Raw genomic sequence first — 17,921 nt, 5'->3', positions numbered from 1 at the left:
ACGTCCGGACACCGCGAGCGGTGACGATCCGGCGCCACGAGGATCCGTCCACGCCGGACCGATCGGAGCGCCGGTCAACCGCCGGCGAGGGTGGCGGGGCCGGGCCGGCTGGCGGGCCGAGGGCCGGCGGCTGCTGGAGGTCACCGCGCTGGTCGGATTGGTGGTCACCCAACCGCTGCTGGACATCCTCGGCCGCAGCCCGGACTTCTTCCTGTTCCACCGCGCCGACCGGGGTGAGATCCTGCTGCTGGTGGCCCTGGTCGCGGTGGTGCCGACGGTGGCGCTCGGGCTGGTGGGTCTGCTCGCCGGTCTGGCCGGAGCCGCGGCGCGCGCAGTGACGCACAGCCTGCTGCTCGGGCTGCTGGTCGCCGCGCTGGCGGTGCAGGTGGGCCGGCACACCACGCCGCTGCGGGGCGTACCGCTGCTGCTGGTGGCGGCGACGGTCGGTGCCGGCGCGGCCGTCGCCCACCGGCGCTGGACGGCCCTCGGCCGGGCGCTGCGCCTGGCGGCCGTCGGACCGCCGATCTTCGTCGGGCTGTTCCTGTTCGCCTCGCCGACCGGGCCGGTGGTGCTGCCGCTCGGCGACGGCGGCGTGGCGGGCACGGCGACCGGCAACCGGCACCCGCCGGTGGTCATGCTGATCCTCGACGAGCTTCCGCTGGTCTCCCTGCTCGACGCCGCCGGTGGCGTCGACGCGGCCCGGTTCCCGCACTTCGCCGAGCTGGCCGCCGCCTCGACCTGGTATCGCAACGCGACCGGAGTCAGCGGATGGACACCGTACGCGCTGCCGGCGATGCTGACCGGCCGCTACCCGGCGGAGCCGTTCGCCCCGCACTACTCGCACTACCCGGACAACCTCTTCACCGCCTTCGGCGGGCTCTACGACATCCGCGCGGAGGAGAGCATCACCCGGCTCTGCCCACCGAGCCGCTGCGAGCAGCCGGTCACGCCGGAGCAGGGGGTCGGTGTGCTGGTGCGGGAGACGGCAGGGCTGCTGCGTCAGCTGACCGCGCCGCACGACAGTCGGATCGACCCGGAGGACTCCTACCGCGAGCGCACCGCGGAGGAGGCCGGTATCGACGCCGCCGAGCCGGTGCCGACCGACCCGAAGTTCCGCTGGGACAGCCTCAACGTCAACCAGCCGGCCCGGTTCACCAGCTTTCTCAACGGACTGACCCCGTCGGCGCGACCGACGCTGCACTTCCTGCACCTGTTGATGCCCCACTCGCCGTGGGCGTTCCTGCCGTCCGGCGCGCGGTACGAGGCCCCGGAGGACTTCCCCAACGAGGGTGACGGCTGGGTGGACCTGGCCCGCGCCCGGCATCTCGCCCAGCTCGGCTACACCGACCGGCTGATCGGCGAGACGATGCGTACGCTGCGCGCCAGCGGCCTGTGGGACGAGGCGCTGGTGGTGGTCACCGCCGACCACGGGGTCAGCTTCACCAAGGGGGTGCAGGGGCGCGGCGAGGACGCGATCCGGGCCGCCGCCGACGAGGTGGCCTGGGTGCCGCTGTTCGTCAAGACACCCGGCCAGCGCGGTGGGCGGGTCGACGACCGCAACTGGCAACACGTCGACCTGCTGCCGACGGTCGCCGAGGAGGCCGCCATCAGGCTGCCCTGGCGGGTCGACGGTCGGTCCGCCCTGCAGGCGCCCCGCACCGACGCGGGCAAGGTCTTCTACGACCGGCCGTCGCAACCGATGCCGATCAGCGGCGGGGTGCCGGTCGCGCCGCCACCGGCACCCCGCACCGGCTGGTCGGCACCGCCGTGGGTGCGGCTCCGGCCGCCGGCAGCGCCCGGGTCGGCGGGCTGGGCGCCTTCCGCGCCGTCGATCCCGACGAGGGTGTGCTGCCCGGCATGATCTGGGGGACCGTCGGCGACGAGGTCACCGACGGCACCGAACTGGCGGTGGCCGTCAACGGTACGGTCGCGACGGTGGTGCCGGTGGTCGCCCCGGATCCGGGCGGCCGACGCTTCGCGGCCCTGCTCGCCGACGACCGTCTCTTCCGGGCCGGCGCCAACCGGCTCGATCTCTACCTGGTCGGCCCCGACGGTCGGTTGCGTCAGCTGTCGATCTCCTGACCGGCCGGACGGCGCGGCCGGTACGTGCCGTTTCGGTCCCGATCACGTCGCCTGGTTGCACATTACGTGTGCCTTTCGTGGCTTTCCGTCCCCGTCGTCCGGGTTTCCCAGCGCTTCGGTCGGGAATCGGGTGACGCATGCCTCACCGCCGAACCACGAGGGGCGGTGTTGCCGCAACCGCAATTACGGTAGAAGCGAAGGCAATTCAACGTAGATCTGCCGGCGAAGCGAGGAACCACATGACGGAAGTCAAGCTCGATCACCCCGGCGGGCAGCTGTCGATGCCGGTACATTCCGCGGTCGAGGGCCCCGGCGGGATCGGTGTGGGCAAGCTGCTGAAGGAAACCGGGCTGACGACGTACGACCCGGGGTTCGTCAACACCGCCGCCTGTTCGTCCGCGATCACCTACATCGACGGTGACGCGGGCATCCTGCGTTACCGGGGCTACCCGATCGAACAGCTGGCCGAGAAGAGCTCCTTCCTGGAGGTCTCCTACCTGCTGATCTACGGCGAGTTGCCGACCACCCAGGAACTGACCGAGTTCACCGAGCGGATCCGTCGGCACTCCCTGCTGCACGAGGAGATGCGGCGCTTCTTCGACGGCTTCCCCCGGGAGGCCCACCCGATGGCGGTGCTCTCCTCGGCCGTCAGCGCCATCTCCACCTTCTACCAGGACAGCCTCGACCCGTTCGACGCCGAGCACGTGGAGATGTCCACGGTCCGGCTGATGGCGAAGGTGCCCACCATCGCCTCGTACGCGTACAAGAAGGCGATCGGGCAGCCGCTGCTGTACCCGGAGAACTCCCTGGGTTACGTGGAGAACTTCCTGCGGATGACGTTCGGTGTGCCGGCGGAGCCGTACGAGGTGGACCCGGTGATCGCCCGGGTGCTGGACATGCTCTTCGTGCTGCACGCCGACCACGAGCAGAACTGCTCCACCTCGACGGTGCGGCTGGTGGGCTCCAGCAACGCCAACCTGTTCGCCTCGGTCTCGGCCGGCGTCAACGCGCTGTTCGGCCCGCTGCACGGCGGCGCCAACCAGGCGGTGCTGGAGATGCTGGAGCGCATCCAGGCCGACGGCGGTGACGTGCAGTCGTTCGTCCGCAAGGTGAAGGACCGCCAGGACGGCGTCAAGCTGATGGGCTTCGGCCACCGGGTCTACAAGAACTACGACCCGCGGGCCGCGATCGTGAAGCAGGCGGCGCAGGACGTGCTCGGCCGGATGGCCAAGCCGGATCCGCTGCTGGACATCGCGATGCAGCTGGAGGAGATCGCCCTCGCGGACGACTTCTTCGTCTCGCGCAAGCTCTACCCGAACGTCGACTTCTACACCGGCCTGATCTACAAGGCCATGGGCTTCCCGACGAAGATGTTCACCGTGCTGTTCGCCCTGGGTCGGCTGCCGGGCTGGATCGCCCAGTGGCGCGAGATGATCAACGACCCGGAGACCAAGATCGGCCGTCCGCGGCAGGTCTACACCGGTTCCGCCGAGCGGAACTACCTCCCCGTCGAGCAGCGCTGACCGCGAGCAACCCGACCCAGTCGCACAACGACGGCCGCCGCACCCGGATCACGGGTACGGCGGCCGTCGTCGTGCGGTGTTCAGTGCGCCGGATGACCGTCGTCGTCCTGACCGGCGGTGGTGGGCAGGTCGCCGAGCACCTCGTTGATGACGTGGATGCGGGCGGCGCCGGCCCGGTAGTCGGCGCACACCGTTTCGGCCTGGTCGCCGAGGCGGGCGCCCGGCCCGACACCGGTGACGGTGAGGCGGGTGCCGGCGACCGTGGTCACCGTGCCGGCGGCGACCAGCCCGGCCACCGGCAGCGCCCCGGCGACCAGATGATCGCGCAGCAACCCGCGCAGCTCGTCGGTGTCGCGCAGCAGCAGCTCGTCGAGATTGGTCCGGGAGAACTTGCCGGCGAACGCGTCGTCGGTGGGAGCCAGGATGGTCACCTCCCGCGTCAACTCCTCGGCGAGGCCGGTGGCGCGTACCGCCGCCTCGAAGGTGGTGAGCACGGGAATCCACCGCAGCGCCTCGCCGGCGGGCTGGTCGGCGAGCGAGGCGGGGTTGCCCGGTTCGGCGCCGGCGGGCAGCAGATCGCACAGCGGCCCGGTCACGGTGGTTCCGGTCGGCCCGGCTTCGGCCGCGCCGGTGCCGCCGTCGGCGGTGCCACCGACCACGACGAGCAGCACGGCGGCGAGGGCGGCACCGGCGATCGGCAGGGTCCGGCGCAATGCCGGCCTCGCGGTCGCGGAGTCGGTGTCGGTCATGGTGTCTCCACTCCTGCGTCGGGACGTACCGGCGGGCCGGGCGCGGGTCCGGCCCGCCGGTACGACAGGGGTCAGGCTCGACGGATCACAGCCGCGCGCACTGGTTGAACCGTGGGCCGCTGACCGCGTTGGCGACCTCGATGTTCACCGGGGCGGCGGTGTTGCCGGTGCAGCCCAGGGGACCGTTGACAGTGTTGCCGGCCAGCAGCGGGGCGACGCCCGCGCTGTTGACCACGTTGACCGGGCCGCTGATCCGATTGCCGACCAGCAGGACCGGACCGGTCGTGCCGGTGACGTTCACCGGGCCGTTGACGGTGCTGGCGGTCAGCACGAAACCGGCCGCGCCGCCGGCGTCCACCGGACCGTTGATCGAGCCACCGTTGACGATCAGGGTGGCGCCGGGCCGGACCCGGACCGGACCCCGGACGGTGGCGTCGGCGAGGCAGGCCACGCCGGTGACCGTCAGCGGGCCGTTGTGGGTGCCGGTGAGCGTGGGCGCGATCCGCTCTCCGGCCGCCAGGCCCTCGGCGGCCTGCTCGTCGAGCAGCAACGGCACCAGCCCCCGCTCCGGCTGGGACAGCGGTACGAGGTACCCGCCAGCCACCTTGACCACCCGCCAACCGTGCGCGGCGAGCCGCTCGGCCACCGTGGTCCGCCGGCCCGCCGGACCATCGGTACGCGCACCGTGGTACTGCTCCTCGGTGAGCTTGTACGCGCACGGCGGCTGCGCCAGGATCTGGTCCGCACTCGGTGCGTCCAGCGGCGGCGGTGTGTCACCCGGGTGCGGCGCCGGGTACGCCTCGATCGGGCGTGAGCCCCGGAAGACGATCCGGCCAGTGTTCGCCGACTGGAACCTGATCGCCTCGGCGCGGGCGGCGGTGATGGCACCGACGTTCGCCCCGTGATACGCGAGGAACTGGTGGAACGTCCACAGTGCCGAGTACGTCTTGCGCCGGCGGTTGTTGGCGGTGTTGCCCTCGTCCGGCCGCGTCGGCCCGCCCGAACTGCGCAGCTCCAGCAGGGAGTTGACCACGTTCTTCAGCCCGAGGGTGTTGCGCAGGATGGTCTCCTCGCCCAGACCGATGTTGGCCCCGGTGCACCCGTACGGGCAGGCCCACCAGCCATCCTGGGCGCCCTGGGTGTACATGTGTCCCTCGATCATGTGCTGCGACTGGTCGAAGATCCCCTGCGCGACGTTCTGGTGCCGGGGCGGCAGCATCGGCAGGTCACCGGTGTTGGAGTTGCCGTACTCGTGACCGTCGTAGCTGGCGATCGGCCGGTAGTCGCGGACCATCTCGACGAACGCCTGGGTCTCCGGCTGGCGGATCAGCGAGTAGTCCCGGTTGAGGTCCTGCCCGGTGGAGTTGCCCCGGCTGTTGGCCGCCCGACCGTCGCCGTTGATCGTCGGGACGATCAGCATGGTGGTCCTCGACAGCAGGCCGAGCGTGGTCGGGTCGTCGGTGAACGCCAACTGCCGCGCCATGATCAGGCATGCTTCGCGGTCACCGGGCTCGTTGCCGTGCACGTTGCAGTTGACCACCAGGGGGTTCGTCGCGGCCACCGCCTCCGGGGTGGCCGGTGGGGTGGGGTGACCGATGACGAACATGTTGATCGGCCGGTCCTGCACGGTGCGGCCGATCTCGACCACCCGCACCCGGTCGCTCAGCTCGTCGATCGCCGAGGTGTAGGCGTACTCGTCGACGTCGTCCGTGTACTGCGCGCCCAGCGTGGTCTCCCACTGGGTACGCAGGCCCTGGCCGGGCACGTCCGGGTCACCCCAGTGCCCCCGGGTGATGTCGCTGACCGGGGCCGAGTACGGCTGCGCGGTGCCGTCGAGGCGGGCGCGGACCCACCACTGGAACCGGTTGCCGGGGGCGAAGCCGGCGTCGGCGAAGGTCGGCTCCGAGTTGTTGATCTGCCGGTTGGGCCGCCAGACGCCGACGATCACCGGCGCTCCGGTGGCGGTACCGTCCTCGGCGACCGGGGTGCGCTCGATCTGGTAGTCGGTGGCCCCGTCGACCGGGGTCCAGGCCAGGGTCGCGTACCCGTCGCCCGGCACCACGGTCAGGCCCTGCACCTGGTTCGGCTCGGCGGCCGTCGTAGCCCGGGCGGGTTGCGCGGTCGCCGCGAGGGTGACGGCGAGGAGCGCGGAGAAGACACCGGCCGTTGTCCGTCTGTATCTCAAGGGGATCTCCAAACAGGAGGGATGGCTGGGTACGCACAGCACACCCGCCCCCACCCGGCCACGGGGTCGCGAGCTGGGATTCTTGAGGATGCTCTGAGGTTGCCGGCGACCGGTCGGCCAGTCAGGTGGCGCGCAGCCGGTAGCCGACGCCACGAACCGTCTCCACCAGACCCGGATCGTCCAGCTTGCCGCGCAGCGCGGCGACGTGGACGTCCAGGTTGTGCCGGGTGGCCCAGGTGGTCTGCCAGACGTCGAGCTGCAACCGGTCCCGGGGCACCACCGTGCCCGCCTGCCGGGCCAGGGCCACCAGCAGGTCGAACTCCTTACGGGACAGGCCGACCTCGCGATCACCGACCCGTATCCGCCGGGCGTCCACGTCGATGCGCAGCACGCCGACCCGCAACGTGGTCGCCGGCCGGACGGTACGGGCGGTGCGCCGCATCACCGCCTCGATGCGCGCCTGCAACTCGACCATCGAGAACGGCTTGACCACGTAGTCGTCGGCGCCGGCCCGCAGCCCGGCCACCCGGTCGTGCTCCTCCGCCCGGGCGGTCACCGCGATGATCGCGACCCCCTCGTCGTGCTGGCGGATCCACCGACACACCTCCAGACCGTCCCGGTCGGGCAGGCTCATGTCGAGCAGCACCAGGTCGACCGGATCGGCCTCGACCGCCTCGGCGGCCGTCACCGCCTGGACCACGTCGTGCCCCCGCCGCCGCAGCGCCGACGCGAGCCCCGCCGAGACGCGCAGGTCGTCTTCCACCAGGAGCACCCGCACCCGCGCCCTCCTCGGACCGCACCGCTGCTGGATGCCTGCGAGTGTGTCGGATGCGCAGCCGTGCCGACCAGTGTGGACACAAGATCGTAACGGCAGACTGAACTACCCGAACAGGTCTGGTGGCACCCGGCGGGTGCGGTCCCACGTGCCGCCCGGCGGTGTGCCCGCCGGGCGGGTCAGCCGACGGCGGCCTTCAGCACCCAGGACGTCACCCGGGGATGGCCGGCCAGCTCGGCCCGGCCGGTGCACCACAGCAGCACATCGACCGGATCCCCGGCCGGGGCCTGCGGAAAGAGCCGGGCGAGCACCGCCGCGCACAGCTCCGCCGGTGGCCGCCAGTCGATGCCGAGCCCCTGGGCGATGTCCCAGGTGTGCACGAGCGTCTCGTTGACCCCGAGTGCGGCGAAGCCACCCGGGTCGGTCGCCCCCCAGTGCCAGCCACGGGCGGCCGGATCCGCAGCGCCGACCGCGTCGCCCAACAGCCGCCCGCAGGCGGTGACCACGGCGAGAACATCGCGCGGCGCGGCGTCGTCCCGGACGACCAGGTCGAACGGCAGGTACGCCTCGTCCGGCCGGGCCGCGACCTGACCCGCGTACGCCAGCAGGTCGTGGGCGACGTGGGCCGCTGTCGTCCAGCAACTCCACTCCAGGGTGCCCGCCCGGTGCTCCCGCCAGTCCCGCGACACGTGCGGCGTGAGCGCCCGCACCATCTCGGCCACCGCCTGGTCGACTTCGCCACCGTCCATCCCCGTCATGTCCACCATGCTGCCAGTCGCCCTGCCGGCCGGCGGCCCCGTCTTCTCCGGGGCTGCCGCATCAACCGGATGGGCGGTACGGTGCCGCCCATGAGTCAGCAGCTGCGGGTCCGACCGGTCTCGCTCGGTGGGCGCGTGGTACTGGCGGCCCAACTGTTGATGCTGGCCACCGTGCTGATCGGCAGTCTCGGTGTGCTGCTCACGGCCGCCCTGCGCGTCGACGACCTGCCGGCGCTGCTGAGCCCGGGGGTGGAGCGGTTGGGTGATCCGAAGGACTCCCTCCCGCCGGTCGGCCCCGACTCGGCGTGGAATCCACTGCTCTGGGCCTTCGAACTCAGCCGCGTGGTGGCGATGTTCGTTCATCCGCTCGCCGCGATGGCTCTGCTCCTCGGGCTGGTGTCCCTCGTCCGCACCAGGCTGATCGGCGATCGGCCCACGTTCCGCTGGCTCGCCATCGGCACCGCCCTGTGGTGCGCGACAGCCGTCCTCTCGCTGACCCCGTACGGCATGCAACTGCACCACTGGCTGCTCGACTAGGCCCTGTTTCATAAGCCGGGTCGGAGCCATTCGTTGATCGTGGCGATGTGCACGGTGGCGTGGTAGCGGACGGCGAGCTTGTCGTAGCGGGTGGCCAGGGCCCGGTTGCGTTTGAGCTGGTTGATGCCGCACTCGACGGCGTGGCGTTGCCGGTAGGTGCCGGAATCGAAGGTGGGTGGCCGCCCGCCGTTCGAACCCTTCCTTCGTCGGCTCGCCGCTTGGTCGATCTTGATCGGGATGGTCGCGGCGATCCCTCTTCGGGCAAGGTGCTGCCGGTTGGCGCGGGAACTGTAGGCCTTGTCGGCCAGGACCCGGTCCGGTCGGGTGCGGGGCCGGCCACCGCCGGTCCTGGGCACCCGGATCCCCGCCAGCACGGGGACGAACTGCGGGCTGTCGCCGCGGTGTCCGGCGGTGAGCAGGGTCGACAACGGCTTTCGGCCCTGTTCACAGGCCAGGTGAAGCTTGGTGGTCAACCCACCTCGTGACCGGCCCAGGGCGTGATCGGCGGGTTCGTCATCGACACCGCCGGGCGGCTCGACCTGCACCTGGCCATGGTTACGGGCGCCGGCGGCGTGCTGATGAGCGCGGGCACTGGTGGAGTCGATGCTGACGTCCCACGTGATCATGCCCGCCGCGTCGGCCCGAGCCTGCAGCTCGGTGACCATGTCCCGCCACACTCCGGCCCGCTGCCACCTGCGGAACAACCCGTAGACGGTCTGCCAAGGCCCGTACGACGCAGGCACGTCCCGCCACGGCGAGCCGACCCGTGTCCGCCACCGGATCCCGTCGATCAACTGCCGTCTGCTCCACTTCGGCGGACGTCCTGACCCACGCGGCCTGGGCAACAGCGGCTCCAATACCGCCCACTGAGCGTCGGTCAGGTCGTGTCGCCTCGTCACCGCTAAGGTGGCCACGAGGTCTCCGGTATGAAAGTTCGTCTTGGTCGATGAACCCTCTACCGGAGACCTCGCCGTCTATCGATCACCGACACGCCGACGCCGGACCAACGCGGCCAACGGCAGGCGGTCAGACGGTTTCATTTTTGAAACAGGGCCTAGTAGTGCTTTGTTAGGTTCTGTGGCGTTTGTTGCGGTGTAGCGGTTTCACGGGTTGGTGGCAGGTGATGCAGGCGCCGGTCCAGGTCGCGAGGAGTCGTTGCAGCTCGCGGATGACTGTGTAGAGGGTCAGGCCGGCGCATCCGCTTTTGGGTCCAGACGCAGTTCGGTGATGAACAGGTGCGCGGCGGTGACCAGGGTGACGTGGCGGTGCCAGCCGGTCCAGGAGCGGCCTTCGAAGTGGTCCAGGCCGAGGGCGGTCTTCAGTTCGCGGTAGTCGTGTTCGATGCGCCAGCGGATCTTGCCGTAGCGGACAAGATCGGTGTGGCTGGTGGTGGCGGGCAGGCTGGACAGCCAGTACTTGACCGGCTCGGTCTCGTCGTCCGGCCACTGGGCGATCAGCCACCGCTCGGGCAGGAGACCGTCCGGGTCACGGGCGACGCGATGCCCGGCCGGCCGGACCCGTAGGAAGACGAACTGGGAACTCATCGTGCCCTTCGAGCCTTCCCGCCAGGTGATCGTCTCCGCAGCCTGGCGGCTGGCGGCGCGAATGTGCTCGACCAGGCTGACCGCCGTCTTGGGGTAGCGCGGGTCGGTGCGGATGGGTGGGCGACCACGCCCGGACCACACCCGCGGCACCGGTTGCACCTCTGGCTTGTGGGCGAGGGCGTCGCCTTTGACCTGCATGACGTAGCCGATTCCCCGCTGGTCCAGGGCGCTGCGGAACTGGCTGTTGTCTCCGTAGCCAGCGTCCGCTGCCAGCAGTGGCGGGCGCAGGCCGTGCTCGGCCAGTTCGTCGAGCATCCCCACGACCAGCGCCCACTTCGGGCGATGGCGCTCGTCCTCGGGTATCCCGCAGCGGGTCCGGCGAGTAGCCACCGCGGGCCGGTCAGCCTCGTCAACGGCTTGGTCGTCCCACGAGGTCGGCACGAAGAGCCGCCAGTCCAGAGGACACGAGGCGGTGTCGGTGACGGCGTGGACACTCACCCCGATCTGGCAGTTCGCCACCTTGCCCAACGTGCCGGAGTACTGCCTGGCCACACCCGGCGAACTCTTGCCGTCCTTCGGGAAGCCGGTGTCGTCGACCACCCACGCCACCGGCTCGACCACATCGACCGCCCGCGCGGCCAGCCGCATCCGCACCGCCGTGGTGTCCCAGGTCGACGCCGTCACGAACTGCTGCAACCCCTGATGATCCACCCCAAGCCGATCCGCCATCGGCTGCATCGACTTACGCCGCCCGTCCAACAGCAGCCCCCGCAGATACGTGCCACCCTTTGCCCGCTGATCCGACCGCACCAACGGGGTGAACACATCCGCGGCGAACGCCTCAAGCCGTTGCCGCACAACGGAAAGCTCGTCAGGGGTCACCGCAACATCGAACTACTCCGAACCGCCGCCGACGGCCAGCGACACGCCGACCTAACAAAGCACTACTAGGGGTTTGCCGACGGCGGTCGTGAACGAGTGCTGTCGGTCGGGATTGCTACCGGATGACAAGAGAGGGATGCACGGCATGGGTGACGAGGAGAAGAACGCGCTGTCGATGTTCCTGAAGGCGCAGCGGGTGAGCGTCCTCGCGATCATCGACGGGCTCGACGCGACGGCCCTGACCACCGCCGTGCTGCCCTCCGGGTGGACGCCGCTGGGTCTGGTGGAGCATCTCGGCTACGCCGAGCGGCACTGGTTCCAGGAAATCATGTTTGGCTCGGCCGAGCCGCTGACCTGGCCCGACGACGACCACGTGCCGCTGACCACGCCCCGACCGCGCTCGGTGGTGCTGGAGTTCTACCGGGCCCAGTGCGAGCGGTCCGACGCCGTCCTCGTCGGCACGCCGCTGTCCGCGCCGGTACGCGAGCGGCACCCCGGTCCGCTCGGAGAGGAGATCACCGACCTGCGGCGCGTCGTCCTGCACATGATCGAGGAAACCGCACGTCACGCGGGTCATCTCGACGCGGCGCGCGAGCTGCTCGACGGCAGGACCGGCCTCGGGCCCCGATAGCCGCCACCCGATCGCCGGTGGGTCAGCGCCCCGACCCGGTCGAGGTCCGGGTCGGGGCGCACGCAAGCGCGAGTGGTAGAAGGGGTCAGCGCAGGCCGGCGGCGGCGAGCAGGTTGCCGTCCGGGATCGCCGGCAGGGCCCGCCCGTGCGCCATCTGCCGTGCCGCGCGGTCGGCGGTGAACGCCGGTGCCTGGGCGATCGCCGAGGCGTACGTCGAGGCGGTACGGCTGGCGATGGCCGCCCAGCCGTACCGGTCGTGCACCATGGCCCGGGCCCGGCGGGCCAGCGTCCGGGCGCGTTCGGCGTCGGACAGCAGGGTGTGCACCGCGTCGGTGAGCGCGTCCGGGTCGTGCGGCCGGAAGGTGACCCCGGTGACGCCCGGCTCGACGATCTCGGCCAGCCCGCCGGTCTCGGCGACCGCCAGCGGCGCGCCGGCGGCGGCACCCTCCAGCGCGACCATGCCGAACGGCTCGTAGATGCTGGGCACGGCGAAGCAGTCCGAGGCGGCCATCACCGCGGGCAGGTCGGTGCCGCCGAGGAAGCCGGGCAGGCTGACCGTGCCGGCGAGGCCGAGCCGATGCACGTCGGCCTCCAGCTCACTCCGGTACGGTCCGTCGCCGACGATCACCGCGCGCAGCCCCGGGTGCCGCTCCCGCAGCCGGGGCAGCCCGGCGATGAGGTGCTGCACGCCCTTCTCGTACACCAGGCGGCCGGCGAACGTGACCAGCGGACCGTCCCCGGCGAACCGGGCCCGCGCCGCCGCCACGGCGGCGGCGGAGACCCGCCAGCGGTGCGGCTCGACCCCGTTGGGCACCACGTCGACCCGCCCGTTCGGCACGCCGAACAGGCCGGTCACCTCGTCGCGCATGTAGCCGGAGCAGACGATGACCCGGTTCGACTCGCCGCCCAGCCAGTGCTCCACCCCGTGGATGGTGCGGTTCATCTCCTCGGGCAGCCAACCCTGGTGCCGGCCCGCCTCGGTGGCGTGGATGGTGGTGACCAGCGGCAGGTCGAGGTGGTCGCGCAGGGTCATCGCGGTGTGCGCGACGAGCCAGTCGTGGGCGTGGATCACGTCGTAGCCGCCGGTGGCGGCGGCGCGCAGCGCGGCCCGGGTCAGGGTGTGGTTGAACGCCATCGTCCAGGCCAGCAGCGAGCTGGTGGCCAGTGGGAACGTCACCGGGTCCTCGGCGGCGCGCACGACGCGCACCCCGTCGACGTACTCCTCCAGCGGGGCGCCGTCGGTGTGGCGGGTGACGACGGTGACCTGGTGACCGGCGGCGGCCAGGGCCACCGACAGGGCGTGCACGTGTCGACCCAGCCCGCCGACGAGCACCGGCGGGTACTCCCACGACAGCATCAGGATGCGGCGGGGCTGCGACCCGACGGTGGGACCGGACGACGCCGGGACCTGGGGACGCGAGGTGAGCGTGGGGCGGTGGACGCGGTCCGGAGCGGTGGCGGTCCGTCCGCCGACCCGCAGGGTGGTCACATCAGTCTCCGTCCGTGCAGGAAGGAACGCGCCGACGTCGGTGGCGGCGAGCGGGCAGGGTTGGGTTTCGGACACGCGTGAGCGCGCCGGCGGTGCGAGGATCTGGTAGGCGCGCGGACGACGCGCCCGCGAACAAGGAAACGTCATGACGGCCGATCCCGCATCTCGAAGAGGGCCTCAGTGACCGACGACACCGCAGGGTTCATCTGCACTCGGTCGCGCGGACACCGGGCATTCACCCGATCGGATGGATTGGCGGTGGACCGTGCGGGGCATTACGGCCGCGCGCATCACCGGTGGCTCCGGCGGGTGCGCTCATGGTGCGGGCGCGCTCATGACATGTGGGCCGAAGGAGCGAGATGCAGGTCTGGCCGGGCGAGCGATACCCCCTCGGGGCGACCTACGACGGGATGGGCACCAACTTCGCGATCTTCTCCGAGGTGGCGGAGAAGATCGAACTCTGCCTCTTCGACGAGTGGGACGTGGGCCACGAGCGCCGGGTCGAGCTGCGGGAGGTCGACGCGTACGTCTGGCACGCGTACATCCCGGGGGTAGGGCCGGGCCAGCGCTACGGCTACCGGGTGCACGGCCCGTACGACCCGGCCAACGGGCTGCGTTGCAACCCGGCCAAGCTGCTCATCGATCCGTACGCCAAGGCCATCGACGGTGACGTGCGGTGGGATCCGGCGGTCTACGACTACGTCCACGGCGACCCCGAGCGGATCAACACCGACGACTCGGCGCCGTACATGCCGAAGTCGGTGGTGGTGAACCCCTACTTCGACTGGGGCAACGACGCGCCACCGCGTATCCCGTACCACCACTCGGTCATCTACGAGGCCCACGTCCGCGGGCTGACCATGCGGCTGCCCGGCATCCCCGAGGAGCTGCGCGGTACGTACGCCGGCATCGCCTCGCCCCCGATGATCGAACACCTGACCCGGCTCGGGATCACCGCCATCGAACTGATGCCGGTGCACCAGTTCGTCAACGACCACCGCCTGACCGACCTCGGGCTGCGCAACTACTGGGGCTACAACACCATCGGCTTCTTCGCCCCGCACCACGCGTACTCGGCCCTGGGGCACCTGGGCCAGCAGGTGCAGGAGTTCCGGGGCATGGTCAAGGCGTTGCACGCCGCCGGTATCGAGGTGATCCTCGACGTGGTCTACAACCACACCGCCGAGGGCAACCACCTGGGCCCCACGTTGAGCTTCAAGGGGGTCGACAACCCCAGCTACTACCGGCTGTCCGAGGAAGACCGACGTTACTACGTCGACTACACCGGCACCGGCAACAGCCTCAACGTCCGCAGCCCCCACTCCCTGCAACTGATCATGGATTCGTTGCGGTACTGGGTGACCGAGATGCACGTCGACGGCTTCCGCTTCGACCTGGCCGCCACCCTGGCCCGCGAGTTCTACGAGGTGGACCGACTCTCTACCTTCTTCGAGGTGGTGCAGCAGGACCCGGTGGTCAGCCGGGTGAAGCTGATCGCCGAGCCGTGGGACGTCGGCCCCGGCGGCTACCAGGTCGGCAACTTCCCGCCCCAGTGGACCGAGTGGAACGGCAAGTACCGGGACACCGTCCGCGACTTCTGGCGTGGTGAACCGGCCACCCTCGCCGAGTTCGCCTCCCGCATCTCCGGCTCCGCCGACCTCTACCAGGACGACGGCCGCCGCCCCTTCCACAGCATCAACTTCGTCACCTGCCACGACGGGTTCACCCTCAACGACCTGGTGTCGTACAACGACAAGCACAACGAGGCCAACGGCGAGGACAACCGCGACGGCGAGAGCCACAACCGCTCCTGGAACTGCGGCGTCGAGGGCGACACCGACGACCCCGGGGTGCTCGGCCTGCGCGCCCGGCAGCGCCGCAACTTCATCGCCACCCTGCTGCTGTCGCAGGGCGTACCGATGATCGGTCACGGCGACGAACTGGGCCGCACCCAGCGGGGCAACAACAACGCCTACTGCCAGGACAGCGAACTGGCCTGGATCGACTGGGACGACGCCGACACCGAGTTGCTCGACTTCACCCGCCGGCTCGTCGAGTTCCGCCGCCAGCACCAGGTGTTCCAGCGTCGCCGCTTCTTCACCGGCCTGCGGGTGCACGGCCGCGAGGTCGACGAGCCGCTGCCCGACCTGGCCTGGTACACCCCCGACGGTCGGGAGATGACCGGCGAGGACTGGGGCAACGACTTCGGTCGCTCGGTGGCGCTCTTCGTCAACGGCGAGGGCATCCGGGAACGCGGCCAGTACGGCCAACGCCACCACGACGCCTCGTTCTGGCTCTGCTTCAACGCCCACGACGCGCCGCTGGACTTCACCCTCCCGCCGGTCGAGTTCGGCCAGCGTTGGGAACTGGTGATCAGCACCGCCGAACCGGACCAGGACAAGAGGACCACCGTGGAGGCCGGCGGCACGCTCTGCGTACCGGACCGCTCCCTGCTGGTGCTGGAGAGGGTGGCCTGACATGCCCGCGAAGCCCGTCACCGCCACCTACCGGGTGCAGGTGCGCCCCGGCTTCGACCTGGACGCCACCGCCGACCTCGCCGGCTACCTCGCCGACCTCGGCGTCACCCACCTCTACAGCGCGCCGCTACTGGCCGCCGCCCCGGGCAGCGCGCACGGCTACGACGTCGTCGACCACCGGCAGGTCAACCCGGAACTCGGCGGCGAGGCCGGCCGGCAGCGGCTGCTGCGGGCGCTGCGCGACGCCGGTCTCGGTCTGGTCGTGGACATCGTGCCCAACCACGCCGGAGTGGCCGTGCCGGCAGCCAACCCGGCCTGGTGGGACCTGCTGCGCCGGGGCCGCGAGTCGGCGTACGCCGGCTGGTTCGACGTCGACTGGCAGCGGGGGCGGCTGCTGCTGCCGGTGCTCGCCGACACCCCCGACGCGCTCGACGACCTCAAGCTCGCCGACGGGGAGCTGCGCTACCACGAGCACCGCTTCCCGGTCGCCGACGGCACCGGCGACGGCACCGCCCGCGAGGTGCACGACCGGCAGCACTACGAGCTGGTGTCCTGGCGACGCGGCGACGCCGAACTGACCTACCGCCGGTTCTTCGCTGTCTCCAGCCTGGCCGGGCTGCGGGTGGAGGACCCGGACGTGTTCGCCGCCACCCACGAGCTGATCCTGGCCTGGGCGGCGGCCGGCGAGGTCGACGGCATCCGGGTCGACCACCCCGACGGGCTGCGAGACCCCGCCGGCTACCTGGCCCGGCTGCGGGAAGCCGCCCCCGACGCCTGGCTGATCGTGGAGAAGATCCTGGAGTACGGCGAGGAGCTGCCCGGCTGGCCGGTCGACGGCACCACCGGCTACGACGTACTGGACGCCGTCGGCGGGCTCTTCGTCGACGGCGACGCCGAGGCCGACTTCACCGCCCTGGACACCCGCCTCGCTGGCCGGGCCACCTCCTGGGCCGACCTGACCCACGACACGAAACTCGGTGCCGCCACCCGACTGCTGGCCGCCGAACTGACCCGGCTGGCCGCGCTCGCCCCCGACGTCGACCCCGACGTCGCCCGCGCCGCCCTCGCCGAACTCGCCGCCGCCTTCGCCGTCTACCGGGGCTACCCGCCCGACGGGGCCCGGCATCTGGCCAACGCCCGCGCCGAGGCCGGCCGCCGCCGCCCTGACCTGACCGGCGCGCTGGACGCGATCACCCGCCGGCTCCGCGACCCCGACGACGAACTGGCCCGCCGCTTCCCGCAGTTCACCGGCGCGGTGATGGCCAAGGGCGTCGAGGACACCGCGTACTACCGGTGGAGCCGGTTCATCGCGCTGAACGAGGTCGGCGGCAGCCCCACCTACTTCGGCACCCTGCCCGGGCGGTTCCACCGCTTCGCCGCCGCCCGCCACGAGCGCTGGCCGGCGAGCATGACCACCCTGTCCACCCACGACACCAAACGCGGCGAGGACGTCCGCGCCCGCCTCGCCGTCCTCGCCGAGCTGCCCCAGCGCTGGGCCGACGCGGTCACCGGCTGGATGGCCGCGGTGCCGCTGCCCGACGCCGCTCTGGCCCACCTGCTGTGGCAGACCGCCGTCGGTGCCTGGCCCATCGAACGCGAGCGCCTGCACGCGTACGCGGAGAAGGCCGCCCGGGAGGCGGCGGCCTCGACCAGTTGGACGGACCCCGACCCGGCCTTCGAGCGGGCCATGCACGCCCTGGTCGACGCCATGTACGACGACCCGGCCGTCACCGAGGGGCTGGCCGCCTTCGCCGCCGAGATCACCCCGCCCGGCTGGTCGAACTCGCTGGGGCAGAAGCTCGTGCAACTGGCCATGCCCGGGGTACCCGACACCTACCAGGGCACCGAGCTGTGGGACAACTCCCTGGTCGACCCGGACAACCGACGCCCGGTCGACTTCGCCGTACGCCGGGAACTGCTGGCCCGGCTCGACGCCGGCTGGCAGCCGGCGGTGGACGAAACCGGCGCGGCGAAGCTGCTCGTGGTGTCGCGGACCCTGCGGGCGCGTCGTGACCACCCGGAGCTGTTCGGCGACTACCAGCCGCTCATCGTGCACGGGCCGGCGGCCCGGCACGCCGTGGCCTTCGACCGGGGCGGCGCGGTCGCCGTGGCCACCCGGCTGCCGCTGCGGCTGGCGGCGGCCGGCGGCTGGCGGGACACCACCCTGTCACTACCCGTTAAAGAGATGTCGTGCCTGTTCACCGGTCGGGTCTACAGTGGCTCTCAGGTCCGTCTCGTGGACCTGTTGACCACCTATCCCGTCGCGCTGCTGGTGCCTACCACCTGACC

At 71.4% G+C, this 17,921-nt stretch carries 12 protein-coding genes and 1 pseudogene; 6 read left to right on the top strand and 7 right to left on the bottom strand.

Features of this window, described 5'->3' with window-relative positions:
• The first annotated feature begins 61 nt into the window (after positions 1 to 61).
• Together ENC19_RS12335 and ENC19_RS12330 are read left to right on the top strand one after the other, a co-directional pair.
• Positions 62 to 2,082 (top strand): annotated as a pseudogene (locus tag ENC19_RS12335) (sulfatase-like hydrolase/transferase).
• Between the two features lie 239 nt (positions 2,083 to 2,321).
• Positions 2,322 to 3,605 carry a citrate synthase gene (locus tag ENC19_RS12330; RefSeq protein WP_164447285.1) on the top strand — a complete coding sequence of 428 codons (1,284 nt, stop codon included), beginning with the start codon at positions 2,322 to 2,324 and terminating at the stop codon, positions 3,603 to 3,605.
• 80 nt (positions 3,606 to 3,685) lie between these two features.
• Here the strand turns inward: ENC19_RS12330 and ENC19_RS12325 are convergent, their stop codons facing one another.
• From ENC19_RS12325 to ENC19_RS12310, 4 genes are all read right to left on the bottom strand, one after another.
• A complete protein-coding gene (locus ENC19_RS12325) occupies positions 3,686 to 4,354 on the bottom strand; it encodes a fasciclin domain-containing protein (protein WP_164447284.1) in 669 nt (222 codons plus the stop codon).
• Positions 4,355 to 4,439: 85 nt separating this feature from the next.
• Positions 4,440 to 6,539, bottom strand: coding sequence for a M14 family zinc carboxypeptidase (locus ENC19_RS12320; protein WP_164447283.1), 2,100 nt, complete (start codon positions 6,537 to 6,539; stop codon positions 4,440 to 4,442).
• A 121-nt stretch (positions 6,540 to 6,660) separates the two neighbouring features.
• Positions 6,661 to 7,317: a response regulator transcription factor gene (locus ENC19_RS12315; RefSeq protein ID WP_164447282.1), complete on the bottom strand. Its 657-nt coding sequence runs from the start codon at positions 7,315 to 7,317 to the stop codon at positions 6,661 to 6,663.
• Positions 7,318 to 7,493: 176 nt separating this feature from the next.
• On the bottom strand, positions 7,494 to 8,063 hold the full coding sequence (locus ENC19_RS12310; protein WP_164447409.1) for a DinB family protein: 570 nt from the start codon (positions 8,061 to 8,063) through the stop codon (positions 7,494 to 7,496).
• Positions 8,064 to 8,162: 99 nt separating this feature from the next.
• On the opposite strand from ENC19_RS12310, the gene ENC19_RS12305 reads away from it, so the two are divergent.
• Positions 8,163 to 8,609, top strand: a complete 447-nt coding sequence (locus ENC19_RS12305) for a hypothetical protein (protein WP_164447281.1) — start codon at positions 8,163 to 8,165, stop codon at positions 8,607 to 8,609.
• A gap of 8 nt (positions 8,610 to 8,617) precedes the next feature.
• Here ENC19_RS12305 and ENC19_RS12300 read toward each other — a convergent pair whose 3' ends face one another.
• Positions 8,618 to 9,523, bottom strand: coding sequence for an IS5 family transposase (locus ENC19_RS12300; protein WP_164447280.1), 906 nt, complete (start codon positions 9,521 to 9,523; stop codon positions 8,618 to 8,620).
• Between the two features lie 270 nt (positions 9,524 to 9,793).
• Positions 9,794 to 11,035 (bottom strand): IS701 family transposase, encoded by a 1,242-nt coding sequence (locus tag ENC19_RS12295; protein ID WP_216592455.1) that lies wholly within the window; start codon positions 11,033 to 11,035, stop codon positions 9,794 to 9,796.
• A gap of 145 nt (positions 11,036 to 11,180) precedes the next feature.
• Between ENC19_RS12295 and ENC19_RS12290 the strand changes: the two genes are divergently transcribed.
• Positions 11,181 to 11,666, top strand: coding sequence for a DinB family protein (locus ENC19_RS12290; RefSeq protein ID WP_208020870.1), 486 nt, complete (start codon positions 11,181 to 11,183; stop codon positions 11,664 to 11,666).
• A gap of 85 nt (positions 11,667 to 11,751) precedes the next feature.
• On the opposite strand, the gene ENC19_RS12285 is transcribed toward ENC19_RS12290, so the two are convergent.
• Positions 11,752 to 13,155, bottom strand: coding sequence for a glycosyltransferase family 4 protein (locus ENC19_RS12285; RefSeq protein ID WP_164447279.1), 1,404 nt, complete (start codon positions 13,153 to 13,155; stop codon positions 11,752 to 11,754).
• Positions 13,156 to 13,514: 359 nt separating this feature from the next.
• Between ENC19_RS12285 and glgX the strand changes: the two genes are divergently transcribed.
• Positions 13,515 to 15,632: a glycogen debranching protein GlgX gene (gene glgX, locus ENC19_RS12280; RefSeq protein ID WP_164447278.1), complete on the top strand. Its 2,118-nt coding sequence runs from the start codon at positions 13,515 to 13,517 to the stop codon at positions 15,630 to 15,632.
• 1 nt (position 15,633) lies between these two features.
• Positions 15,634 to 17,919 carry a malto-oligosyltrehalose synthase gene (treY, locus tag ENC19_RS12275; protein WP_164447277.1) on the top strand — a complete coding sequence of 762 codons (2,286 nt, stop codon included), beginning with the start codon at positions 15,634 to 15,636 and terminating at the stop codon, positions 17,917 to 17,919.
• Positions 17,920 to 17,921 lie beyond the last annotated feature (2 nt).

Origin of the sequence: Verrucosispora sioxanthis (assembly GCF_010560025.1) — a bacterium.
Taxonomy (GTDB): Bacteria; Actinomycetota; Actinomycetes; order Mycobacteriales; family Micromonosporaceae; genus Micromonospora; species Micromonospora palythoicola.
Note: the sequence above shows the minus strand (reverse complement) of the source record. Positions and strands in the feature narration are given on the sequence as shown.

What these genes read in the sequence shown, in the direction of transcription:
- glgX (WP_164447278.1), top strand. Translation starts at nt 13,515, where the DNA reads ATGCAGGTCTGGCCGGGCGAGCGATACCCCCTCGGGGCGACCTACGAC.
- ENC19_RS12305 (WP_164447281.1), top strand. Translation starts at nt 8,163, where the DNA reads ATGAGTCAGCAGCTGCGGGTCCGACCGGTCTCGCTCGGTGGGCGCGTG.
- ENC19_RS12330 (WP_164447285.1), top strand. Translation starts at nt 2,322, where the DNA reads ATGACGGAAGTCAAGCTCGATCACCCCGGCGGGCAGCTGTCGATGCCG.
- ENC19_RS12325 (WP_164447284.1), bottom strand. Translation starts at nt 4,354, where the DNA reads ATGACCGACACCGACTCCGCGACCGCGAGGCCGGCATTGCGCCGGACC.
- ENC19_RS12290 (WP_208020870.1), top strand. Translation starts at nt 11,181, where the DNA reads ATGGGTGACGAGGAGAAGAACGCGCTGTCGATGTTCCTGAAGGCGCAG.
- ENC19_RS12310 (WP_164447409.1), bottom strand. Translation starts at nt 8,063, where the DNA reads ATGGACGGTGGCGAAGTCGACCAGGCGGTGGCCGAGATGGTGCGGGCG.
- treY (WP_164447277.1), top strand. Translation starts at nt 15,634, where the DNA reads ATGCCCGCGAAGCCCGTCACCGCCACCTACCGGGTGCAGGTGCGCCCC.